Source organism: Pseudomonas sp. WC2401, from assembly GCF_041200115.1.
Taxonomy (GTDB): domain Bacteria; phylum Pseudomonadota; class Gammaproteobacteria; order Pseudomonadales; family Pseudomonadaceae; genus Aquipseudomonas; species Aquipseudomonas fragi.
This window is the reverse complement of the sequence record NZ_CP165623.1, coordinates 2,155,355-2,178,164: the sequence shown is the minus strand read 5'-3', so window position 1 is coordinate 2,178,164 and position 22,810 is coordinate 2,155,355. Positions and strand designations below refer to the sequence as shown.

Genomic DNA, 22,810 nt, shown 5'->3' with positions numbered 1-22,810 from the left:
TTCCTCAATTAAACCAAGACACCGGACTGGCGCATTGCCTGACGCAGTGGTTCGTGGCAAGGCTCGCTGAGCCAGGTGAGTGGCAGACGGATACCGTCCGACATCAAGCCCATCTCATGCAGCGCCCATTTCACGGGGATAGGGTTGGATTCGATAAACAGGGTTTTATTGAGCGGCATCAGCTTTTCGTGCAGCGCACGGGCCGTGTCGGCATCGCCACGCATCGCGGCGGCGCACAGGTCGCTCATGTCACGCGGGGCAACGTTGGCGGTTACCGAGATATTGCCCTTGCCGCCGAGCAGGATCAGCTCGACTGCGGTGGCGTCGTCACCGGAGTACACCAGGAAATCGCTGCTCACACCGGCCAGGATGGCGGGTACGCGTGTCAGGTCACCGGTGGCTTCCTTGATGCCGATGATGTTCGGCACGGTGGAAAGACGGATCACGGTGGCCGGCAGCATGTCACAGGCGGTACGACCCGGAACGTTGTACAGGATCTGCGGGATATCGACTGCTTCGGCGATCGCCTTGAAGTGCTGGTACAGGCCTTCCTGGGTCGGCTTGTTGTAATACGGCGTCACCAGCAGACATGCATCGGCGCCAGCGGCCTTTGCATTGGTGGTCAGTTCGATCGCTTCACGCGTCGAGTTGGCGCCCGTGCCGGCGATCACCGGAATACGCCCTGCAACCTGTTTGACGACATGACGAATCACTTCAATGTGTTCGTTCACATCCAGAGTTGCCGATTCACCTGTAGTGCCAACGGCAACAATGGCGTTGGTGCCCTCTTGCAGGTGAAAGTCCACCAGTTTGCTCAGAGCGTCCCAATCAAGACGACCTTGTGCATCCATAGGTGTGACCAGTGCCACCATACTGCCCGCAATCATGCAACCGCTCCTGCCGGAAAAAGAGAGCCGTAATGGTACTGGCGCCATGACCCTTGCACAAGCAACAGCGCGCCCGATGAGCATTCCCCTTCGCGTTGCTTTTCGCTACCCTTCAGCCTTTGATTGGTACTGATGTGCGTGCAAGTCTGTTTCACAGGCCTTCTGCAGGCGTCCAAAGCCCCGTCCAAACGCCGCCAAGCCCGGTTTGCACAGCCTGCAAACCGCCTGTTTCGCTGGCTTGGCGGGCTTGTGGCGCTCCAGCTGCGCCTGCCAGGCAACTTGCCCAGCATCGACCGTACTGACCGCTCATCGTTTTAGGAAGGTTGAATGTCCACCCCCACAGTTCGCGAACAATTCCTTGTCATCAGTGCCCTTGGCGCCAACCCAATGGAGCTGACTAACGTGCTGTGCCGCGCCAGCCATGAAAATCGCTGCGCTGTCGTGACCTCGCGCCTGACCCGCCACGGCGAATGCAGTGCCCTGGTTCTGGAAGTAACCGGTAGCTGGGACGCCCTGGCACGCCTGGAAGCAGGCTTGCCTGCGCTGGCCAAAAAGCACGCGTTCAGCGTCAACGTAGTACGCAGCGCTGCCCTGGAAACCCGCCCGCAGGCGCTGCCGTATGTGGCCTATGTCAGCTCGGCCTACCGCTCGGACATCATCAACGAGCTGTGCCAGTTCTTCATGGACCACAACGTTGAGCTGGAAAACCTGACATGCGACACCTATCAGGCCCCACAAACCGGTGGCACCATGCTTAACGCCACCTTTACCGTGACCTTGCCGGCTGGCGTACAAATCAGCTGGCTGCGTGATCAGTTCCTGGACTTCGCCGATGCGCTGAACCTGGATGCTCTGATCGAACCGTGGCGCCCACAGAACCCGATGTAAGGAAACCGACTCAATGGCCGTTGTAATTGACCAACCCGTAGACGATTTCCAGATCCCGGCAACGAGTGAAAAAACCGTCAGCCTGTCGCAGCTCAAGGGCAAGCAGGTGGTGATCTATTTTTATCCCAAGGACAGCACGCCGGGCTGCACCACTGAGGGCCAGGGCTTTCGCGACCATTACGCGGAGTTTCAGGCGGCCAATACCGAAGTGTTTGGTGTGTCCCGCGACAGCCTCAAGTCCCATGAGAACTTCAAGGCCAAGCAGGGCTTCCCGTTTGAGTTGCTGAGCGACAAGGACGAGGCCCTGTGCCAGCTGTTTGACGTGATCAAGCTGAAAAAGCTGTATGGCAAGGAGTATCTGGGCGTGGACCGCAGCACGTTCCTGATCGACAAGGACGGCGTGTTGCGTCACGAGTGGCGCGGCGTAAAAGTGCCGGGTCATGTCGAGGCCGTGCTGGAACGGGCAAAGGCATTGAATAACAGCTGAGCAATGCCCTGAACGCTGTGGGAGCGGGCTGAATCGCGATTCAGGCGACGTGGTTTGTCAGGCAAACCGCGTCGACACCATCGCGAGCAAGCCCGCTCCCACAAGGCTGAATCGTATTACTGACGCACCAGCCGCACATTCTGGAACTCGACCGCTTCGGTGCTGCGGTACGGGTTGATATCCAGCCCGCCACGGCGCACATAGCGCGCATACACGGTCAACTTCTCGGGCTTGAGCAAACGCTGCAGGTCGAGAAAGATCCGCTCCACGCATTGTTCGTGAAAGTCCGAATGCTGGCGAAAGCTCACCAGATAGGCCAGCAAACTGGCGTGATCCAGTGCCGCCCCACGGTACTCGACCACCACCGTGCCCCAGTCCGGCTGGCTGGTGACCGGGCAGTTGGATTTGAGCAAATGGCTGTAGACGCTTTCTTCGACTACCTGGGAATCGTCGCACTTGAGCAATTCCGGGCGCGGCTGCGCGTAATCACTGACCGTGATATCCAGGCCATCAATGCACACACCCGGCAAAACGCCTACACCATCAGCCTGAACTTCATCCAGACTGCGTACGCGCACGCTGACAGGCTTGCCGGAAGCGGCTGACAAATCTGCACGCAACGTGGCCTCAAGGCTTGGCGTATCGGCAAACACCGTCTGGTTCAGCGAGTTCAGATACAGCTTGAACGACTTGGACTCGACGATATTCGGCGAATCGGCGGCAAAGCAGAATTCGGCGATGGCCACCACCGGCTTGCCCGAGGGCAGCAGCCAGGACAGCTCGAAGCAGGTCCAGAAATCCACGCCGACATACGGCAGGGTTTCGGCGCTCAGCCCCAGCTCGGCCCATTTCGCCGCGCGCGGGATCGGGAACAGCAAGGACGGGGTGTAGGTGCTGATGTATTCACTGGACTTGCCCAGCGGGGAATGTTCGGCGGCGGGATGCATGACAAAAACCTGGCTAGAAAAACCCGGCAATTCTATCGGGTTTAAGCCAGGCTTTCAGCGTTGACTGACGATCAGGGCGTTTTAAGGTGCAACCTTGACCTTGCCGACCATGCCCGCCTGGTAGTGACCGGGCACATTGCAGGCAAATTCCAGGTTGTCGGCGCGGGTGAAGGTCCAGGTCAGCTCGGCGGTTTTGCCCGGCTCGACCAGCACGCTGTTGGGGTCATCGTGCTTCATGCCCGGCATATCCATCGAACCGTGCCCCATCGCCGAGTGATCCATGCCGCCGTGGCCCATGCCGGTCGGGGTGAGCATGCCGCTTTGTTGCATGTCGAGCATTTCCTTCTGATGGGCCGCATGCATCGCCGCATTGCCCAGGTTGAATTCGTGCAGTAACTGGCCTTTGTTGACCAGTACGAAACGCACGGTTTCACCGGCTTTAACGTCCAGCGTCTTGGGGCTGAAGGCGATATCGCTCATCTCGACCTGCACCGTACGCGTCGCGCTGGCGGCAGGTGCAGGCTGGCCGAAATCGAAATGAGCCGCCGGTGATGCCATGACCGGCAGGCTCAAGGCCAATAAACAGCCAGCGAGCGACAAACGGATACGTGCGGTCATACTTACTCCCAGAAACAAAAATGTCAGGCTTGGCAGCACTTTAAAATAGCGGCACTGGCATTTAACTGACCGCAAGATTACAACTTTGTCAGCTTGCCCCCGCATAACCTGCACCAAGGTATAAGGCTGAGGTTAATTTTTACGATGAGTCGATCATGAAACTGCTGATTGTCGAAGACCAGGTGAAAACCGGGCAGTACCTGCGCCAGGGCCTGAGCGAGGCCGGGTTCACCACCGAACTGGCGGCCGATGGTATTACCGGGCAACACCTGGCATTGACCGGCGATTATTCGCTGCTGATTCTCGACGTCATGTTGCCCGGGCGCGACGGCTGGCAAATCCTGCAGGCCGTGCGCAGCGCAGGGCTGAGCATACCGGTGCTGTTTTTGACCGCACGCGATGCAGTCGAAGACCGCGTCCACGGCCTGGAACTGGGCGCCGATGATTATCTGGTCAAGCCGTTCGCCTTTTCCGAGTTGCTGGCGCGGGTGCGCAGCCTGCTGCGCCGCGGCAGCAACACCCCCCAGGAAACCAACCTGCAACTGGCCGACCTGCGCCTGGACCTGATCCGTCGCCGCGCCGAGCGCAACGGCCAGCGCATTGACCTTACTGCGAAGGAATTCTCCCTGCTTGAACTGCTGCTGCGCCGTCAGGGCGAAGTGCTGCCCAAGTCCCTGATCGCCTCGCAGGTCTGGGACATGAACTTCGACAGCGACACCAACGTCATCGAAGTGGCAATTCGCCGCTTGCGCCTGAAAATCGACGACAGTCATGAGCAAAAGCTGATCCACACCGTGCGCGGCATGGGTTATGTGCTTGAGGAGCGCAGCAGTTGATGCGCCGCCTGTCCCTGAGCAGTCGCCTGGCCCTGCTGTTTGCCGGCTGTACCGCAGTGGTGTCGCTGTTTGCCGGGGTGCTGTTCGGGCGGGCCAGTGAGGTGCATTTTGTCGAGCTGGACCAGCAACTGATGGAAAGTCGCCTCGCCGTTTTGCGCAGCACGCTGCACGGGGCTGACACCCTGGAGCGCTTCACCCTGCGCCTGCCCGCCCTGCTGCAGGATCTGGCCCATCAGCCGGACCTGGCAGTGCGGGTACGCGGCCCGGACGGGCACCTGTGGTTTGACAGCTCGCCGCGCCTGCCGCTGGAGCTTGAGACACAACCGGGCCTGGGCAGCCTGCAGATCAACGGCACCGATTACCGTGTGCTGGTGCCACAAAACGACAGCCCGGATGCACCGCAACTGACACTGCTGCTCGACATCACCCATCACCAGCACTTTTTGCAGCGCATGCAGCGGCTGATCTGGATGACTGTCGGCCTCTCGGCGCTGGCCACGGCGATTCTCGGCGCCTGGGCTGCCCGTAGCGGCCTGCGCCCCTTGCGGCGCATGAGCGCGATTGCGGCCAGTGTGTCGGCCGACTCGCTCAACTCACGCCTGCCCGAGAAACAAATGCCTGCCGAGCTGGCAGAGCTGGCCGCAGCCTTTAACGCCATGCTGGCGCGACTGGACGATTCATTTCAGCGATTGTCGGCGTTCTCCGCCGATATTGCGCATGAACTGCGCACGCCCCTGTCCAACTTGCTGACCCATACCCAGGTCACCCTGACCCGCCCCCGGGACATTGAAGAATACCGTGAGGCCCTGCACAGCAACCTCGAAGAGCTGCAGTGGATGGCGCAACTGGTCAACGACATGCTGTATCTGGCCAAGGCCGATCACGGCCTGCTGACGCCGCGCCGCGAGCCGCTGGAGCTGGGTCGCGAAGTGGAGGCGCTGCTGGAGTTTTATGCGCTGCTGGCTGAAGACTCGCACATCGAACTGACCGGCGAAGGCAACGCGCACATGCCAGGCGACCGCAGCATGCTGCGCCGCGCCCTATCCAACCTGCTGGATAATGCATTGCGCTATACGCCGGCGGGTGGCGCGATAAGGGTGCTGATTGAGGCTTTGCCGAGCAGCGCACGCATCAGCATCGAGAACACGGGCCCAGGGATTCCTGTAGAACTGCTGCCACGCCTGTTTGACCGGTTTTACCGGGCAGACCCGGCTCGGCGCGAAGGCAGCAGTGAGCATGCGGGGTTGGGGTTGGCGATCACCCAGTCGATTATTCGCGCCCATGGCGGGCAGATTCGTTGTGAGTCGCAGGAGGGGGTAACGCGGTTTGTGATTGAGTTGCCAGCCTGACCGGTTTATTCAACTGTGGGAGCGGGCTTGCCCGCGATGCAGGCGGCGCGGTGCTTAAGTCACACCGCGTCGATGCCATCGCGAGCAAGCCCGCTCCCACAGAACAGTGCAAATTTGATCAGGAATACCGCAACGCATGGGCCGGCTGGATTTTGGCCGCCCGATACGCCGGATACAGCGTGGCCAGAAAGCTTAGCACAAAGCCCGCGCCGCAGATCAACGCCACATCGCCGCCCTGCAGCTCTGATGGCAGATTACTGACAAAGTACACATCGGAACTGAAGATGTGCTGGCCGGTCACCCGCTCCATCCAGCCCACCAGCTCACTGACATTGAGCGCCGCAATCACCCCCAGCACGCCGCCGATCAAGGTGCCGACAATACCGATCACCGTACCCTGCACCATAAAGATGGCCATGATCTGGCGCGGCGTCGCGCCGATGGTGCGCAGGATGGCAATGTCGGCCCCCTTGTCGTTCACCACCATGATCAGCGTGGCGATGATGTTGAAAGCAGCCACGGCCACGATCATCAGCAGCAACAGGCCAATCATGGTTTTTTCCATTTTCATCGCACTGAACAGACTGCCCTGGGTGTGGGTCCAGTCGTCAGCCTTGTAACCATCCCCCAGGCCGGCAGCCACCTGCTGCGACACCTGCGGCGCCGCGTACAGGTCCTTGACCGCCAGGCGCACGCTTTGCACCTGGTTCGGTTCCCAGTGTTGAATCGCCGCGGCATCGGCCATGTGGATCAGGCCCATAGTGCCGTCCAGCTCGGCCCCGACCTTGAAGATGCCCACCACGTTCAAGCGCTGCAGGCGCGGGGTAATTCCCCCCGGTGCAGTACTGGCCTCGGGCACGATCAGGGTGATCTTGTCACCCACACCCAGACGGAAACGCCGCGCAACAATATCGCCCAACACCACGCCATACTCGTCGGGCTTAAGGTCCTGGAGGCTGCCCTGCACGATATGCTGGGTCACGATCGAGACCTTGCCTTCCTGCGCCGGATCGATGCCGCTGATCTGGATCGGCTGCATCGAGCCTTTATAGGACAGCATGCCGTCCAGCTCGGTAAACGGTACGGCTGCCGTCACCTCGGGGTTTTTCATCGCCGCCTCGGCCACCGGGCGCCAGTCATCGATGGGCTTGACGCCAACGATGGTCGCGTGGGGCACCATGCCGAGGATTCGGTTGCTCATTTCACGCTGGAAGCCGTTCATCACCGACAACACCACGATCATTGCCAGCACGCCCAGGGCGAGGCCGATCATCGAGGTCATGGAGATAAACGAAACAAAACGATTGCGGCGCTTGGCGCGGGTATAGCGCGTGCCGATAAAAATCGATAACGGTCTGAACATTCGCGGGCACCGTATAAAAATTGAAGACCCGACGCCCGCTTGCAGGCGTCGGGTTGCGGCCGGTCAGATCGCGGTCAGGCGACCTTCCTGAAGGTGCAATACACGATCCATCTGGCGGGCCAGGCTCATGTCATGGGTCACCACCAGGAACGCAGTGCGCATTGAGGTGCTGAGTTCGAGCATCAGGTCCTGAATGCCTTGCGCGGTGTGGGAATCGAGGTTGCCCGTAGGTTCGTCGAGCATCACCAGCCCCGGCTTGTTGACCAGCGCCCGGGCAATGGCCACGCGCTGGCGCTCGCCACCCGACAGCTCCGCCGGCTTGTGCTCCAGGCGATGGCCCAGGCCGACACGGGTCAACAGCGCCGTGGCCCGCTCACGGGCCTCGGGGATCGCGGTCTTGCCGATCAACAGCGGCATGCAGACGTTTTCCAGGGCGGTGAACTCGGGCAGCAAGTGGTGAAACTGGTACACGAAACCCAGCGAGCGGTTACGCAACAGGCCACGGGCCTTTTCGCCCAGGGCCGACAGTTCTTCACCCGCCAGCCACACACTGCCGCTGGTCGGGGTATCAAGACCGCCGAGCAGGTTGAGCAAGGTACTTTTGCCCGACCCCGAAGTGCCGACGATCGCTACCCGCTCGCCGGGGTGTAATTCAAGCTGCAGGCCCGACAGTACCACCACCGATTCCGGGCCTTCCTCGTAGGACTTGCCCAGGTCACGGCAACTCAACACTGCTTGTTCTTTCATGCCCAACTCACTCATAACGAAGCGCCTGCGCAGGCTGGGTGCGCGCAGCACGCCAGGCCGGGTACAAGGTCGCGAGGAAACTCAGAACCAATGCCGCACCGCACACCATCAACACGTCCTGGGCCTGCAGTTGCGAGGGCAGGTAGTCGATGAAATACACGTCGGCATTGAGAAACTTGTGCCCGATCAGGCCTTCGAGGGCCGAGATCGCGGCGCTGACATTGAGCGCGGCCAGCATCCCGACCACAGCACCGATGGCCGTACCCACCACACCGATAACAGTGCCCTGCACCATAAAGGTGGCCATGATGGTGCCCGGCGTCGCACCCAGGGTGCGCAGGATGGCGATATCGCCCTTCTTGTCATTGACCACCATCACCAGCGTGGAAATGATATTGAACGCAGCCACGGCCACAATCAGCAGCAACAGCAGGCCGATCATGGCTTTTTCCATGCGGATGGCCTGGTACAGGTTGCCGTGGGTGCGTGTCCAGTCGCGGGCGTAATACTGGCTCTCGCCGAGCTGCTGGGCGATTTCCCACGCGGTACGCGGAGCCTGGAACAGGTCATCGAACTTCAGCCGCAGGCCCTGCACCTGGTCAGGTTTCCAGCGTTGCAAGCGCGCCAGGTCCTGCAGGTTGGTGATGCCCAGGTAACCGTCGATTTCACCGGCGCCGACATGAAAAATGCCCTGCACGGTAAAGCGCTTCATGCGCGGGAACATCCCCGCTGGCGTCACCGTGACTTCCGGTGCAACGAAGGTCAGCTTGTCGCCGACGCTCACGCCGAGCTTTTTCGCTGCCTTGTCGCCGATGATGATGCCGAAGCTGCCAGGGGTCAGCGAGTCGAGCTGGCCCTGCTGCATAAACCGGTCAATGATCGAGACATTGCGTTCCTGCGCCGGGTCGATGGCATTGAGCAGGACTTTCTGCACATTGCCATCATTGGTCAGCAAACCCTGCATCTGGGTAAACGGCGCAACCGCCTCCACCTTGGGGTTCTGCTTGACCTTCGCAGCCAGGCTTTGCCAGTCACTGATCGGTTGATCGCCGACGATGGTCGCGTGGGGCACCATGCCCAGCACGCGGGTGCGCATCTCATGATCGAAGCCGTTCATCACCGACAGCACCACAATCATCACGACCACGCCAAGGGCGAGCCCGATCATCGAGGTCAGGGAAATAAACGACACAAAATGATTGCGACGCTTTGCACGGGTATAACGCGTGCCAATAAATAACGAGAGAGGTCTGAACATGTCGGGGCTTGTTCGAGGGAAAAGAAGACGTCCTTGTGGCGGGGCCTGATAAGCAGCTTTACACTCAGACCACAGCCGCCATCATGGGTTCGCCATGTCGACATTAGATGAAGCAGATCGCCGCGAATACTACCGTATCGAGGATATGATCGCACTGGAAATAACCCCGCTGGCAGCCGCCGAAGCCGCGAGCGGCGAAGTGTTGCAGGATGCGTCGCCGCTGTTCAATTTGCTCAGTGAACTGCACCTGAGTGAATTCGAGTCCCAGCACCTGCTGCGCCAGATCAGCGAACGCGACCGCACCCTTTCCAGCTACCTCAAGACCCTGAACAAACGGGTCGAACTGCTCAGCCAGATCGTTGCCCAGACCGTATTGGGCAAGATCGGCGAGTTGCAGCCGGTGCAGCTTTCCGAAGGCGGCATCGAATTTGAGCACCCGCAGCCCTGCGCGGCAGGCAGCCATCTGTCGATAAAACTGGTACTGATGCCCCAGGCCCTGGGCTTGCTGCTGCGCGCCCGCGTAGTCGATTGCCAGGCAAAGGCTGGCGGTTACCGGATCAACACTGAATTCGAGTCCCTCACCGATACCCAGCGTCAGCTTCTGGCGCGCTACATTCTGCAAAAACAGGCCCAGGCCCGACGCCTGGCCCGCGAGCAGCAAGAGTCCGCGGGCGAGTAACCCGGAACCGGCGACCACTAGGTACAAGGAGCAAATGTGACCCTGATTTATGGCCATCGCGGCGCCAAAGGCGAAGCACCGGAAAACACCCTTGCCAGCTTTGAGCAATGCCTCAAGCATGGCGTGCGTCGCTGTGAACTCGACCTGCACCTGTCAAAGGACGGTGAGCTGATGGTCATCCATGACCCGACGCTCAAACGCACCACGGACCGGCGCGGCAAGGTCATCGAGCACACTGCCGCCGACCTGGTGACCTATGACGCACGCAAGGGCGGCCCGGGCTGGCTGCAGCCGTGCCCGATCCCGCGTCTGGAAGAGCTGTTTGAAAAGTGCGACTTCGAGCACTGGCAGCTGGAAGTCAAAAGCGCCTCGCGCACCCGTGCGGCAACCACCGTACTGGCAATTCGCGAGATGGCAGTGCGCCATGGCCTGATGGACAAGGTCACGGTCACCTCAAGTTCGCGGGAAGTGCTCAAGGCCGCCGTGGAATTGACCCCCGACCTGTCGCGTGGGCTGGTGGCCGAATACGCCTGGCTCGACCCGATCAAGGTCGCCCAGAGCTATGGCTGTGACATGCTGGCGTTGAACTGGACACTCTGTACCCCCGAGCGCCTGGAGAAGGCCCAGCGTCAGGGTTTGCATGTGTCGGTATGGACAGTCAACGAACCTGCGCTGATGCGCAGGCTCGCCGACTTCGGCGTAGATAGCCTGATTACAGACTTTCCCGGTTTGGCCACTGCCACCCTCGGGAATGGCTGAAATCGGTCTCCCCGGCCGGCTCAGGCCACCGGCCGGAGCCGCTCAAAAAAGCCGGTTGAGACCATCGTAAGCAGCTACCCGATAGGCTTCGGCCATGGTCGGGTAGTTGAACGTGGTGTTGACGAAGTATTTCAGGGTATTGAGTTCGCCCGGCTGGTTCATGATCGCCTGGCCGATGTGCACGATCTCCGACGCCTGATAACCGAAGCAGTGAACGCCCAGCACTTCCAGGGTTTCACGGTGGAACAGGATTTTCAGCATGCCCTGGGGCTCACCGGCAATCTGCGCACGCGCCATGCTCTTGAAGAAGGCCTTGCCCACTTCATACGGCACCTTGGCCTGGGTCAGCTCCTGCTCGTTCTTGCCGATCGAGCTGATCTCGGGAATCGTGTAGATGCCGGTCGGCACGTCATTGACGAAGCGCCAGCTGCCGTTATCAACGATGCTGCCCGCTGCCGAACGACCCTGGTCGTGGGCGGCACTGGCCAGGCTTGGCCAGCCGATCACATCGCCTGCGGCGTAGATGTTCGGCACCGTGGTGCGATAGTTCTCGTCAACCGTGATCTGGCCACGGCCATTGGCCTTGATGCCGATGTTTTCCAGGCCCAGCAGGTCAGTGTTGCCGGTACGGCCATTGCACCAGAGCAAGGCGTCGGCCTTGATCTTCTTGCCCGATTTCAGATGCAGGATCACGCCGTTTTCGACGCCTTCAACCCGCTCGTACTCTTCGTTGTGGCGCACGGTGATGTTGTTGTTGCTGAAGTGGTAGCTCAGCGCCTGGGAGATCTCGGAATCGAGGAAGCTCAGCAGTTGCTCGCGGTTGTCCACCAGCTCGACCAGCACACCCAGGCCACTGAAGATCGATGCATATTCGCAACCGATCACGCCGGCGCCGTACACGATCAGCTTGCGCGGGGTGTGGCCCAGGCTGAGGATGGTGTCGCTATCGTAGATGCGCGAGTGAGTGAAATCGATATCGGCCGGGCGATAAGGACGCGAGCCGGTGGCCACGATGATTTGCTTGGCCATCAGGGTTTCAACCACGCCATTGGCGCAGACCACTTCGATGGTTTGCTCGTCGGTGAAGCTGCCGGTGCCGAAGAACAGGTCTACGCGGTTGCGGGCATAGTAGCCGGTACGCGAGGCAACCTGCTTGGAGATGACTTTTTCGGCGCTCTTGAGAACGTCCGGGAACGAGAACCAGCGTGGCTCACCAATGGCCCGGAACATCGGGTTGGTGTTGAACTGCATGATCTGGCGAACCGAGTGACGCAGGGCTTTGGACGGGATGGTGCCCAAGTGCGTGCAGTTGCCACCGACCTGGCGCCGGCTGTCGACCATCGCGACCTTGCGCCCTGCTTTTGCGGCGTTCATTGCCGCACCTTCTCCTGCCGGGCCGGAACCCAGTACCACTACGTCGTAGTTGTAGACAGCCATGCGTACTCCTCAGAACAGGCCGTGGCACCGCTTTGGGCACCTACGGCTAAATCATGTCGCGGCCAGCGCCATGAAGGATCAAAACGTGGGGCACAGTCTATAGAAGCCTGAACGCCGCGAACATTAACCCTTGGTCTGGTCGTTGGCTATTTTTGTGTTCACTACATCTACATAGAGCGCAAAAGCCTGCGTAGCAGCTGCCGCAGGCTGCGTTCGGCGGCGAAGCCGTCGTAAATACGGGCACGGCGAGAAGTCAGCTAAGATTGGTTCTCCGGTTTTACGATCGCTGCGTAATCGAACGCAGCCTGCGGCAGCTGCTACGGCATGGCCAAGCCGCATACTTGGCAAAACCTCTCACAACCCATCGATCAGAGCCCATCCACCATGCGCCAGATGTTGATCGTATTGTTGCTGCTCTACTCCACCACCAGCCTGGCCGACGAGTCAGCGCGATTAAAAGAAGCCAACTTCCCGCCCCAATGGCGCGACGGTAATCAGGTCATGGCGCGTAAAGGCCAGATCGTACTGACCTACCTCTGGGCCGATATTTATGCCGCCGCCCTCTTCACTCAGCCCGACATCAACCCGCAACAGGCCTTTGACGAACAGCACGACCTGCGCCTGGAGCTGTTCTACCTGCGTGATCTGAAGCACAGCGATATCACCCGGGCCTCTGCCACCATCCTCAAGCGCCAACAACCCGCGGCCATCCTGGACCGCCTCGACGCCCCGCTAAAACAACTGCAAGCCAGCTTCGGCGATATCAAACGCGGCGATCGCTACGCCCTGGACTACAACCCGCAACGCGGGCTGAAGCTGGAGCGCAACGGCCAGGTCATTTTCACCAGCCAGAATCATCAACTGGCCAAAATCTACCTGGGCATCTGGCTGGCTCCCGAAGGCCTGCCCGACACACTGCGCCTGGACCTGCTTGCACAAAGGCCCTAGCCCGCCCGTGTAGCGCCAACAAATGTTGCCTACATACTTTGTTACACATATGGTTACAAAACTGTTTTGCACCATGGCGCAGGCCATGGCCTTGCAGTGTGGACGAGTAAAAACACGGATTGCGCATAAAAACAGATAATAGCGGGTGATTTCTGATGGCCTCCAGTACGGGCAAAGGCAAGGCGATTTTTCGCGTTGTCAGCGGTAACTTCCTAGAGATGTTCGACTTTATGGTCTTTGGCTTTTACGCCACGGCCATTGCCAAAACCTTCTTCCCAAGCGATAGCGCTTTTGCCTCACTGATGCTCGCCCTGGCCACCTTCGGTGCCGGCTTTCTTGCGCGCCCGCTGGGTGCGATATTTCTCGGTGCCTATATCGACCGGCATGGCCGCCGCAAAGGCCTGATCATTACCCTGGCCCTGATGGCAATGGGCACCGTGCTGATCGCCTGCGTGCCGGGCTACGCCACCCTGGGTGTTGCAGCGCCCCTGCTGGTGTTGCTCGGACGCTTGCTGCAAGGCTTTTCGGCAGGCGTGGAACTGGGCGGCGTGTCGGTGTACCTGGCGGAAATCGCCACACCGGGGCGCAAGGGTTTCTTCGTCAGTTGGCAATCGGCTAGCCAGCAGGCTGCCGTGGTGTTTGCCGGTTTGCTGGGGGTTGGCCTCAACCACTGGCTAAGCCCTGAAGAAATGGGTGAATGGGGCTGGCGCATTCCGTTTCTGCTGGGCTGCATGATCGTGCCGGTGATCTTTGTGATCCGCCGCTCGATGGAAGAAACCCCTGAATTCGAAGCGCGCAAACATCACCCTACCCTGCGTGAAATCCTTCGCTCGGTCAGCCAGAACTTTGGCCTGGTACTGGGCGGCATGGCGCTGGTGGTAATGACCACCGTGTCGTTCTACCTGATCACCGCCTATACCCCGACCTTCGGCAAGGCCGAGCTGCACCTGTCGGATTTCGATGCCTTGCTGGTGACCGTGTGCATTGGCCTGTCGAACTTTTTCTGGCTGCCGGTCATGGGCTCGCTGTCGGACAAGATCGGGCGCAAACCGCTGCTGCTGGGGGCGACCATCCTGGCGATCCTGACCGCTTACCCGGCTCTGTCCTGGCTGGTGGCCAACCCGAGCTTCAGCCATCTGCTGATTGTCGAGCTGTGGCTGTCGTTCCTGTACGGCTCGTATAACGGAGCGATGGTGGTTGCCCTGACCGAAATCATGCCGGTTGAAGTGCGTACTACCGGTTTCTCCCTGGCCTACAGCCTGGCGACCGCGACCTTTGGTGGCTTTACCCCGGCGGCCTGCACCTACCTGATCCATGCCCTGGACAACAAGGCCGCCCCCGGCCTGTGGCTGACCGGCGCGGCGGTACTGGGCCTGATCGCCACCGTGGTGTTGTTCCGTGGCAATCAGCATCAGTTGCGTACAGAGCAATCGGCAGTGGCCAGCAACGCCTGACCTCAGTGGGAGCGGGCTTGCTCGCGATACTGGCGACGCGGTCGGCCTGAACAACCGCGCTGATCCCATCGCGAGCAAGCCCGCTCCCACAGGTTTCCCGCACACACAAAAACGCCCCGACAAGTCGGGGCGTTTTCAGTTGCAGCGGTTGCTTAGCGCGGGAACGCTGGCGGGTTAACCCCGGCCATGTCTTCCATCACGCGTACTACTTGGCAGCTGTAACCGAATTCGTTGTCGTACCAAACGTACAGAACAACGCGGTTGTCATTGCAGATAGTCGCTTCAGCATCCACCACACCAGCGTGACGCGAACCCACGAAGTCAGTGGACACCACTTCCTGGGAGCTCACGAAGTCGATTTGCTTGTGCAGATCGGAGTGCAGCGCCATGTGACGCAGGTACTCGTTCATTTCTTCACGGGTAGCCGGCTTCTCAAGGTTCAGGTTGAGGATGGCCATCGACACGTTCGGCGTCGGAACACGGATCGCGTTACCGGTCAGCTTGCCGGCCAGCTCAGGCAATGCCTTGGCAGCAGCGGTAGCAGCACCGGTCTCGGTGATCACCATGTTCAGCGCGGCACTACGGCCACGACGATCGCCCTTGTGGAAGTTGTCGATCAGGTTCTGGTCGTTGGTGTACGAGTGAACCGTTTCAACGTGACCGTTAACGATGCCGAACTTGTCGTTGACAGCCTTGAGCACCGGCACGATGGCGTTGGTGGTGCAGGATGCCGCCGATACGATCTTGTCGTCTGCGGTGATTTCGCCGTGGTTGATGCCGTGAACGATGTTCTTCAGCTTGCCCTTGCCCGGAGCGGTCAGGACCACGCGGTCGATACCAGGGCACTGCAAGTGCTGGCCCAGGCCGTCGGCGTCACGCCATACACCGGTGTTGTCCACCAGCAAGGCGTTCTGGATACCGTACTGGGTGTAATCCACCTCGGTCGGGTTCTTCGCGTAGATCACCTGGATCAGGTTGCCGTTGGCAGTGATGGTGTTGTTGGCTTCATCGACCACGATGGTGCCATCGAACGGGCCATGTACCGAGTCACGACGCAGCAGGCTGGCACGCTTGACCAGATCGTTGTCGGCGCCTTTGCGCACGACGATGGCACGCAGGCGCAGGCCGTCGCCACCACCGGTTTTTTCGATCAGGATGCGCGCCAGCAGACGACCGATACGACCGAAGCCGTACAGCACAACGTCAGTGCCTTTACGTGCAGAAGCATTTTGCTGACCCACTACATCGGCCAGTTCTTCGCGTACAAACTGCTCAGCCGTGCGGCCATTGCCTTCGGCCTTGAATTTCACGGCCAGCTTGCCCAGGTCTACCGAGGCAGCGCCGAGCTTGAGCTCGCTCATTGCCTTGAGCAGCGGGAAAGTTTCGTGCACGGACAATTCGATGTCATCGGACTGACGATGGCGAGCAAAGCGGTGAGCCTTGAGAATCGCAATGACTGAACGGTTGATCAGGCTGCGGCCATAGATCGAGCTAACCACATTGTTATTGCGGTAAAGCTGACCGATAAGCGGAATCATCGCTTCTGCGAGTGCTTCACGGTCGATCCATTCACCAAGACACTGGTCGGGCTTCTGAGTCACGGGAACCTTCCACATGTAGGGGCTGAAAAAAGGGGCTACATTATGCCGCTGCACCCCTGCAGGGGCAATGCACGCCTGTCACACGGCTTTACTGAAACGATTAAGCATCAATAAATATAGGCGAATATTTTTTTAACACTGGCCTTTTTACCGGCCTGCAAGCCTTGCACAGCGCCTCTGGCACCCCCATGTTGAGTACCACGCGCTGTTTTGCGCAGCGGTTACAGACTGCAACTGACAGCCAACCCCTTGGCCCGTTACAATTGCCGACTTTGTCGCAACGCTTGGAGCTCAACCTTCCGTGCCCGTCCTGCGTCTACCGAAACTCCCTGCCACGGCAGGTAAACAGCACTGGAGCAATCTGCCCGGTGCCGCCCTGAGCCTCGCGATTGCCGAGGCCGCCAGCGCCGCCAGGCGCTTCACCCTGCTCCTGACCGCCGACAGCCAAAGTGCCGAACGCCTTGAGCAAGAGCTGAGGTTCTTTGCGCCCGAGTTGCCGGTGCTGCATTTCCCCGACTGGGAAACCCTGCCCTACGACCTGTTCTCGCCGCACCAGGACATCATCTCCCAGCGTATCGCCAGCCTTTACCGGTTGCCGGAGCTGAGTCATGGCGTTTTGGTAGTGCCGGTGACCACCGCCCTACATCGCCTGGCCCCGACCAAGTTCCTGCTCGGCAGCAGCCTGGTGCTGGATATCGGCCAGAAGCTGGACGTGGAGCAAATGCGCACCCGCCTTGAGGCCAGTGGCTATCGATGCGTCGATACGGTGTATGAACATGGCGAATTCGCCGTGCGCGGCGCGCTGATCGATCTGTTCCCGATGGGCAGCAAACTGCCTTACCGGATCGACCTGTTCGACGACGAAATCGAGACCCTGCGCACCTTCGACCCCGAGACCCAGCGCTCGATCGACAAGGTTGAATCGGTGCGCCTGCTGCCGGCGCGTGAGTTCCCGTTGCAAAAAGACGCGGTAACCCGCTTCAAGGCGCGCTTTCGCGAGCGTTTTGATGTCGACTTCCGCCGCTGCCCGATCTTTCAGGACTTGAGCAGCGGTATTACTCCCGCAGGTATCGAGTACTACCTGCCGCTGTTTTTCGATGAAACCTCGACCCTGTTCGACTATTTGCCGGCTGACACGCAAGTGTTCTCGCTGCCAGGCATTGAACAGGCCGCCGAGAACTTCTGGTCTGACGTACGCAACCGCTACGAAGAGCGCCGCATCGATCCGTCGCGGCCACTGTTACCGCCGGCCGAATTGTTCCTGCCGGTTGAAGACTGCTTCGCCCGTCTTAAAAGCTGGCCGCGGGTGGTTGCCAGCCAGGATGACGTGGACACCGGCAGCAGCCGTGAACGCTTCCCGGCACAACCGCTGCCCAACCTGGCCATCGAAGCCAAGGCCAACCAGCCATTGGCGGCCCTGTCCGGTTTCCTCGAACAGTTTGATGGTCGCGTGCTGTTTACCGCCGAATCGGCCGGGCGCCGCGAAGTGCTGCTCGAACTGCTGGAACGCCTCAAGCTGCGGCCTAAAACAGTCGACAGCTGGCCCGACTTCGTGGCCAGCAAACATCGCCTGGCGATCACCATCGCCCCGCTGGATGAAGGCCTGCTGCTCGACGACCCGGCGCTGGCACTGATTGCCGAAAGCCCGCTGTTCGGCCAGCGCGTAATGCAGCGCCGGCGCCGGGAAAAGCGCGCCGACGCCAATAACGATGCGGTGATCAAGAACCTCACCGAGCTGCGCGAAGGCGCCCCCGTGGTGCATATCGACCACGGTGTGGGCCGTTATCAGGGCCTGGCGACCCTGGAAGTGGACAATCAGGTGGCCGAGTTCCTGACCCTGGAATACGCCGAAGGCGCCAAGCTCTATGTGCCCGTAGCCAACCTGCACCTGATCGCCCGCTACACCGGCAGCGATGATGAGCTGGCGCCGCTGCACCGCCTGGGCTCGGAAACCTGGCAAAAAGCCAAGCGCAAGGCCGCCGAGCAAGTGCGCGACGTGGCTGCCGAGCTGCTCGACATCTACGCCCGCCGTGCCGCCCGCGAAGGTTATGCCTTTGCCGACCCGAAAGCCGATTACGCCACGTTCAGCGCCGGCTTCCCGTTCGAAGAAACCCCGGACCAGCAGACCACCATCGAAGCCGTACGCGCCGACATGCTGTCGCCCAAGCCGATGGACCGCCTGGTGTGCGGCGACGTCGGCTTCGGCAAGACCGAAGTGGCCATGCGCGCGGCATTTATCGCCGTCCACGGTGGCCGTCAGGTGGCCATTCTGGTGCCCACCACCCTTCTCGCCCAGCAGCACTACAACAGCTTCCGCGACCGTTTTGCCGACTGGCCGGTGACAGTGGAGGTGATGAGCCGCTTCAAGTCGGCCAAAGAGATCAACCAGGCGGTGGCCGACTTGGCCGAAGGCAAGATCGATATCGTGATCGGCACCCACAAGCTGCTGCAGGACGACGTCAAGATCAAAAACCTGGGCCTGGTGATCATCGACGAGGAACACCGCTTCGGCGTTCGCCAGAAAGAACAGCTCAAGGCCTTGCGCAGTGAAGTCGACATCCTGACCCTCACCGCCACGCCCATCCCGCGCACGCTGAACATGGCCGTGTCAGGCATGCGCGATCTGTCGATCATCGCCACGCCACCGGCGCGCCGGCTGTCGGTGCGCACGTTCGTCATGGAACAGAACAAAAGCACGGTCAAAGAGGCGCTGCTGCGTGAGTTGCTGCGCGGCGGGCAGGTCTACTACCTGCACAACGACGTCAAGACTATCGAGAAATGCGCCGCCGAACTGGCCGAGCTGGTGCCTGAAGCACGGATCGGCATCGGTCACGGGCAGATGCGCGAACGCGAACTCGAACAGGTGATGAGCGACTTTTATCACAAGCGCTTCAACGTGCTGATCGCCTCGACCATCATCGAGACCGGGATCGACGTGCCCAGCGCCAACACCATCATCATCGAGCGCGCCGACAAGTTCGGCCTGGCGCAACTGCACCAGCTGCGCGGTCGCGTCGGGCGCAGCCACCACCAGGCCTATGCTTACCTGCTGACGCCGCCGCGCCAGCAGATTACCGGCGACGCGCAAAAACGCCTGGAAGCCATCGCCAATACCCAGGACCTGGGTGCCGGCTTTGTACTGGCCACCAATGACCTGGAAATCCGTGGTGCTGGCGAATTGCTGGGGGATGGTCAAAGCGGCCAGATCCAGGCGGTCGGCTTTACCCTGTACATGGAAATGCTCGAACGTGCGGTCAAGTCGATCCGCAAGGGCGAGCAGCCCAACCTCGACCAGCCGCTGGGCGGTGGCCCGGAAATCAACCTGCGGGTACCCGCGCTGATTCCCGAGTCGTACCTGCCGGATGTGCATGCGCGACTGATCCTCTACAAGCGCATCGCATCGGCCACCGATGAAGAGGGCCTCAAGGACTTGCAGGTGGAGATGATCGACCGCTTTGGCCTGCTCCCCGAGCCGACCAAGAACCTGGTACGCATCACCCTGCTCAAGCTGCAGGCCGAGCAACTGGGCATCAAGAAAGTCGACGCCGGCCCGCAAGGCGGACGCATCGAGTTTGCCGCCGATACCCCGGTCGACCCGATGGTGTTGATCAAATTGATCCAGGGCCAGCCCAACCGCTACAAGTTCGAGGGCGCAACCCTGTTCAAGTTCATGGTGCCGATGGAGCGCCCGGAAGAACGCTTCAATACCATTGAGGCGCTGTTCGAGCGTCTGACGCCGAAGTCTTCCTGAATGAAAAACCCATGCCCCTGAGCCCCACTGCCCGACTGACCAAGCCGCTTGCCGCGACTTGGGTCAGTCGCTTCAAGGAACAAAGCCTTGAGCGTGGCCGACGCTACGCCAAGGAAAATCGGGTCAGGATCGTCCAGATCGGCGACAGACTAATTACTGCCAGCTGTCAGGGCTCGGGTGAAAACACCTACCGCCAAACCATTGAACTGCGCGAATCGGCCAAAGGCACCTTGCTGCTGGTCAGCGCTCACTGCACCTGCCCTGTGCGGGTCAATTGCAAGCACACCGCTGCTGTCTTACTGAAGATTGAAGAAACCTTGAACTACCCCGCCGCTGCTCAGGATGCCGAGCTTCTGGAAAAGCTCCAGGCCGTACTCGACTCACGTCGCCCCAACAATCTGCCCGAGCAACTGGTCGACGACGTGCAACCCGTGCCGCGGCTGTGGCTGGCCAGTGCCGAATTCAGCGCCTTCGAGCCGCGCAACGGCAGGATGCAGCGCTATATCCAGCACCGTGCCGCCCTGTCGTTCAACTACCTGGACCAGTACGTCAGCGGGCAAAAGAACGCTGACATCCTGCTGCGCCAGGAACAGCAAACCCTGCGCATCAAGCGCAAGCCCGAGGTCGAAAACCGCTACCGCGAGCAACTGCGCAGCCTGGGCTTCAAAATCGCCACGCGCCAGAGCAAGGCCCTGCCCGAAAGCGCTGGCGAACTGTTTGAGCTGGTCAATGACAGCGCCTGGCTGAATTTCACCCTCAACCAGCTGCAAAGCCTGAGCGATCAGGGCTGGGAGTTGCAGATCGATGAAGATTTCGGCTTTGACCTGACCCCGGTCGAAGACTGGTATGCCACTGTCGATGAAGCCCCGGAACGCGACTGGTTCGACCTGGAGCTGGGCATCATCGTCAATGGCCAGCACCTGAGCCTGCTGCCGATCCTGCTCAACCTGATGCGCTCCCACAGCGACCTGCTCAACCGCGAAAAACTGGCCCGGCGCAAGGATGACGAACTGATCCTGGTGAATATCCCGGCCAACCCGGCCAGCGGCCATGGTCCGCTGCAGGTTGCGCTGCCGTATGGGCGACTCAAACCGGTACTGGCGACTCTGGATGAGTTTTATCTGGGCGAGCCGGACGCCACTTCGCTGCGGATCAAAAGTGCCGATGCACCGCGCCTCAACGCACTGGATGCCCTGCCCCTGCGCTGGGAAGGCGGCGAGCAGATTCGCGGCTTCGCCCAGCGCCTGCGTGACATCAAGGATTTCAGCGTCGAAGCCCCCGAAGGGCTCAATGCCAATTTGCGCCCTTATCAGCTCGAAGGCCTGAGCTGGATGCAGTCCTTGCGCCAGCTGGAGGTGGGCGGCGTGCTGGCCGATGACATGGGCCTGGGCAAAACCCTGCAAACATTGGCGCATATTCTGTGCGAAAAGAACGCTGGCCGCCTGGATCGCCCGGCGATGGTGGTGATGCCCACCAGCCTGATCCCCAACTGGCTGGACGAGGCCGCGCACTTCACCCCGCAACTCAAGGTGCTGGCGCTGTATGGCGCCACGCGCAAAAAGCACTTTGCGCACCTCAATGACTACGACGTGATTCTGACCACCTACGCCTTGCTGCCCAAGGACATCGAGCATCTGGCAAAACTGCCGCTGCACCTGCTGGTGCTGGACGAAGCGCAGTACATCAAGAACCCCGGCAGCAAGGCCACCGAGGCGGCCTGCGAGCTGGTTGCACGCCAGCGCCTGTGCCTGAGCGGCACCCCACTGGAAAACCATCTGGGCGAGCTGTGGTCGCTGTTCCACTTCCTGCTGCCGGGCTGGCTGGGCGACGTCAAGACCTTCAACCGCGACTACCGTGTGCCTATCGAACGCCAAGGCAGCGACGAACGCCTGCAGCATCTCAATGCACGGATCAAACCGTTTTTGCTGCGCCGCACCAAGGAGCAGGTCGCCACCGAACTGCCGCCCAAGACCGAAATCATACACTGGGTCGATCTCAACGAGGCCCAGCGTGACGTATACGAAACCATGCGTCTGGCGATGGATAAAAAAGTGCGCGACGAAATCACCCGCAAAGGCGTGGGGCGCAGCCAGATCATCATTCTCGAAGCACTGCTGAAACTGCGCCAGGTGTGTTGCGACCTGCGCCTGGTCAGCGACACCCCGCCGAAAAAAGGCAGCACCTCAGGCAAGCTCGACAGCCTGATGCTGATGCTCGAAGAACTGTTTGCCGAAGACCGACGCATCCTGCTGTTTTCACAATTCACCTCGATGCTGGGGCTGATCGAGGCCGAGCTGAAAAAACGCAAGGTGCCCTACGCCATCCTCACCGGGCAAACCCGCGACCGGCGCACGCCGGTCAAGGACTTCCAGAGCGGCAAGCTGCAGATCTTCCTGATCAGCCTCAAGGCGGGTGGCGTTGGCTTGAACCTGACCAAAGCCGACACGGTGATTCACTACGACCCGTGGTGGAACCCGGCGGCAGAAAATCAGGCCACCGACCGTGCCTACCGCATTGGCCAGGAAAAACCGGTGTTTGTGTACAAGATGATTGCCCGCGGCACCGTAGAAGAGAAAATCCAGCACTTGCAGCAGGAGAAATCGGATTTGGCGGCAGGAGTACTGGACGGGCGAATAGCCGGGGACTGGAAACTGCAGGATGACGACATCGACGCACTGTTTGCGCCGCTGCCGCCTAAAACTGAAAAGCGCTGAAAATTGCACACCCCTATTGTGGGAGCGGGCTTGCTCGCGATGGTATCGCCTCGGTGTTTCAGACAGGCCGAGGCGCCTGCATCGCGA

Annotated in this window: 18 protein-coding genes; 10 read left to right on the top strand and 8 right to left on the bottom strand. The window is 60.4% G+C overall.

All coding sequences use genetic code 11. From position 1 onward, the window contains the following. Positions 1-8: 8 nt before the first annotated feature. The gene (gene dapA, locus AB3G35_RS09985; RefSeq protein WP_016780073.1) at positions 9-887 is read right to left on the bottom strand and encodes a 4-hydroxy-tetrahydrodipicolinate synthase; all 879 of its coding nucleotides are present in this window, start codon (positions 885-887) and stop codon (positions 9-11) included. Between the two features lie 327 nt (positions 888-1,214). Between dapA and AB3G35_RS09980 the strand changes: the two genes are divergently transcribed. Beyond that, the gene (locus tag AB3G35_RS09980; RefSeq protein WP_016780071.1) at positions 1,215-1,775 is read left to right on the top strand and encodes a glycine cleavage system protein R; all 561 of its coding nucleotides are present in this window, start codon (positions 1,215-1,217) and stop codon (positions 1,773-1,775) included. 13 nt (positions 1,776-1,788) lie between these two features. Then, positions 1,789-2,262, top strand: a complete 474-nt coding sequence (locus tag AB3G35_RS09975; protein WP_169908760.1) for a peroxiredoxin — start codon at positions 1,789-1,791, stop codon at positions 2,260-2,262. Between the two features lie 116 nt (positions 2,263-2,378). Here AB3G35_RS09975 and queF read toward each other — a convergent pair whose 3' ends face one another. Next, a complete protein-coding gene (gene queF / locus AB3G35_RS09970) occupies positions 2,379-3,209 on the bottom strand; it encodes an NADPH-dependent 7-cyano-7-deazaguanine reductase QueF (RefSeq protein ID WP_088379328.1) in 831 nt (276 codons plus the stop codon). An 81-nt stretch (positions 3,210-3,290) separates the two neighbouring features. Beyond that, positions 3,291-3,827 carry a plastocyanin/azurin family copper-binding protein gene (locus AB3G35_RS09965; RefSeq protein WP_016780068.1) on the bottom strand — a complete coding sequence of 179 codons (537 nt, stop codon included), beginning with the start codon at positions 3,825-3,827 and terminating at the stop codon, positions 3,291-3,293. A gap of 155 nt (positions 3,828-3,982) precedes the next feature. Here AB3G35_RS09965 and AB3G35_RS09960 point away from each other — a divergent pair, with 155 nt between their 5' ends. Together AB3G35_RS09960 and AB3G35_RS09955 are read left to right on the top strand one after the other, a co-directional pair. After that, a complete protein-coding gene (locus tag AB3G35_RS09960) occupies positions 3,983-4,663 on the top strand; it encodes a heavy metal response regulator transcription factor (RefSeq protein ID WP_086796117.1) in 681 nt (226 codons plus the stop codon). Continuing rightward, positions 4,663-6,012, top strand: coding sequence for a heavy metal sensor histidine kinase (locus AB3G35_RS09955; RefSeq protein WP_369782592.1), 1,350 nt, complete (start codon positions 4,663-4,665; stop codon positions 6,010-6,012). Before AB3G35_RS09960 ends, AB3G35_RS09955 begins: the two co-directional genes overlap by 1 nt. A 118-nt stretch (positions 6,013-6,130) precedes the next feature. On the opposite strand, the gene AB3G35_RS09950 is transcribed toward AB3G35_RS09955, so the two are convergent. The 3 genes from AB3G35_RS09950 to AB3G35_RS09940 all read right to left on the bottom strand — a co-directional run bounded on the left by AB3G35_RS09950 (position 6,131) and on the right by AB3G35_RS09940 (position 9,380). Then, a complete protein-coding gene (locus AB3G35_RS09950; protein ID WP_086796115.1) occupies positions 6,131-7,375 on the bottom strand; it encodes a lipoprotein-releasing ABC transporter permease subunit in 1,245 nt (414 codons plus the stop codon). Between the two features lie 63 nt (positions 7,376-7,438). After that, positions 7,439-8,122, bottom strand: a complete 684-nt coding sequence (lolD, locus tag AB3G35_RS09945; RefSeq protein ID WP_162939374.1) for a lipoprotein-releasing ABC transporter ATP-binding protein LolD — start codon at positions 8,120-8,122, stop codon at positions 7,439-7,441. Positions 8,123-8,129: 7 nt separating this feature from the next. Further along, on the bottom strand, positions 8,130-9,380 hold the full coding sequence (locus tag AB3G35_RS09940; RefSeq protein ID WP_016780064.1) for a lipoprotein-releasing ABC transporter permease subunit: 1,251 nt from the start codon (positions 9,378-9,380) through the stop codon (positions 8,130-8,132). A 94-nt stretch (positions 9,381-9,474) separates the two neighbouring features. On the opposite strand from AB3G35_RS09940, the gene AB3G35_RS09935 reads away from it, so the two are divergent. Together AB3G35_RS09935 and AB3G35_RS09930 are read left to right on the top strand one after the other, a co-directional pair. Further along, on the top strand, positions 9,475-10,059 hold the full coding sequence (locus AB3G35_RS09935) for a PilZ domain-containing protein (protein ID WP_369782590.1): 585 nt from the start codon (positions 9,475-9,477) through the stop codon (positions 10,057-10,059). A 36-nt stretch (positions 10,060-10,095) separates the two neighbouring features. Then, positions 10,096-10,818 (top strand): glycerophosphodiester phosphodiesterase, encoded by a 723-nt coding sequence (locus AB3G35_RS09930; protein ID WP_088379322.1) that lies wholly within the window; start codon positions 10,096-10,098, stop codon positions 10,816-10,818. 42 nt (positions 10,819-10,860) lie between these two features. On the opposite strand, the gene sthA is transcribed toward AB3G35_RS09930, so the two are convergent. Then, entirely contained in the window at positions 10,861-12,255 is a 1,395-nt protein-coding gene (sthA, locus tag AB3G35_RS09925) for a Si-specific NAD(P)(+) transhydrogenase (RefSeq protein ID WP_016780061.1), read from the bottom strand. Positions 12,256-12,639: 384 nt separating this feature from the next. Here sthA and AB3G35_RS09920 point away from each other — a divergent pair, with 384 nt between their 5' ends. After that, the gene (locus AB3G35_RS09920) at positions 12,640-13,203 is read left to right on the top strand and encodes a chalcone isomerase family protein (protein WP_369782736.1); all 564 of its coding nucleotides are present in this window, start codon (positions 12,640-12,642) and stop codon (positions 13,201-13,203) included. A gap of 155 nt (positions 13,204-13,358) precedes the next feature. Beyond that, on the top strand, positions 13,359-14,657 hold the full coding sequence (locus tag AB3G35_RS09915; RefSeq protein ID WP_106117163.1) for an MFS transporter: 1,299 nt from the start codon (positions 13,359-13,361) through the stop codon (positions 14,655-14,657). 152 nt (positions 14,658-14,809) lie between these two features. Here AB3G35_RS09915 and AB3G35_RS09910 read toward each other — a convergent pair whose 3' ends face one another. Next, positions 14,810-16,273, bottom strand: a complete 1,464-nt coding sequence (locus AB3G35_RS09910) for a glyceraldehyde-3-phosphate dehydrogenase (RefSeq protein WP_083369829.1) — start codon at positions 16,271-16,273, stop codon at positions 14,810-14,812. Positions 16,274-16,559: 286 nt separating this feature from the next. Between AB3G35_RS09910 and mfd the strand changes: the two genes are divergently transcribed. Further along, positions 16,560-20,009 (top strand): transcription-repair coupling factor, encoded by a 3,450-nt coding sequence (mfd, locus tag AB3G35_RS09905; protein ID WP_083369828.1) that lies wholly within the window; start codon positions 16,560-16,562, stop codon positions 20,007-20,009. 11 nt (positions 20,010-20,020) lie between these two features. After that, positions 20,021-22,723, top strand: coding sequence for a DEAD/DEAH box helicase (locus AB3G35_RS09900; RefSeq protein ID WP_203304174.1), 2,703 nt, complete (start codon positions 20,021-20,023; stop codon positions 22,721-22,723). Positions 22,724-22,810 lie beyond the last annotated feature (87 nt).

Excerpts from the sequence above, each read along its gene's own strand:
- dapA (WP_016780073.1), bottom strand. The coding sequence starts at position 887 with ATGATTGCGGGCAGTATGGTGGCACTGGTCACACCTATGGATGCACAA.
- AB3G35_RS09980 (WP_016780071.1), top strand. The coding sequence starts at position 1,215 with ATGTCCACCCCCACAGTTCGCGAACAATTCCTTGTCATCAGTGCCCTT.
- AB3G35_RS09975 (WP_169908760.1), top strand. The coding sequence starts at position 1,789 with ATGGCCGTTGTAATTGACCAACCCGTAGACGATTTCCAGATCCCGGCA.
- queF (WP_088379328.1), bottom strand. The coding sequence starts at position 3,209 with ATGCATCCCGCCGCCGAACATTCCCCGCTGGGCAAGTCCAGTGAATAC.
- AB3G35_RS09965 (WP_016780068.1), bottom strand. The coding sequence starts at position 3,827 with ATGACCGCACGTATCCGTTTGTCGCTCGCTGGCTGTTTATTGGCCTTG.
- AB3G35_RS09960 (WP_086796117.1), top strand. The coding sequence starts at position 3,983 with ATGAAACTGCTGATTGTCGAAGACCAGGTGAAAACCGGGCAGTACCTG.
- AB3G35_RS09955 (WP_369782592.1), top strand. The coding sequence starts at position 4,663 with ATGCGCCGCCTGTCCCTGAGCAGTCGCCTGGCCCTGCTGTTTGCCGGC.
- AB3G35_RS09950 (WP_086796115.1), bottom strand. The coding sequence starts at position 7,375 with ATGTTCAGACCGTTATCGATTTTTATCGGCACGCGCTATACCCGCGCC.
- lolD (WP_162939374.1), bottom strand. The coding sequence starts at position 8,122 with ATGAAAGAACAAGCAGTGTTGAGTTGCCGTGACCTGGGCAAGTCCTAC.
- AB3G35_RS09940 (WP_016780064.1), bottom strand. The coding sequence starts at position 9,380 with ATGTTCAGACCTCTCTCGTTATTTATTGGCACGCGTTATACCCGTGCA.
- AB3G35_RS09935 (WP_369782590.1), top strand. The coding sequence starts at position 9,475 with ATGTCGACATTAGATGAAGCAGATCGCCGCGAATACTACCGTATCGAG.
- sthA (WP_016780061.1), bottom strand. The coding sequence starts at position 12,255 with ATGGCTGTCTACAACTACGACGTAGTGGTACTGGGTTCCGGCCCGGCA.
- AB3G35_RS09920 (WP_369782736.1), top strand. The coding sequence starts at position 12,640 with ATGCGCCAGATGTTGATCGTATTGTTGCTGCTCTACTCCACCACCAGC.
- AB3G35_RS09915 (WP_106117163.1), top strand. The coding sequence starts at position 13,359 with ATGGCCTCCAGTACGGGCAAAGGCAAGGCGATTTTTCGCGTTGTCAGC.
- AB3G35_RS09910 (WP_083369829.1), bottom strand. The coding sequence starts at position 16,273 with ATGTGGAAGGTTCCCGTGACTCAGAAGCCCGACCAGTGTCTTGGTGAA.
- AB3G35_RS09900 (WP_203304174.1), top strand. The coding sequence starts at position 20,021 with ATGCCCCTGAGCCCCACTGCCCGACTGACCAAGCCGCTTGCCGCGACT.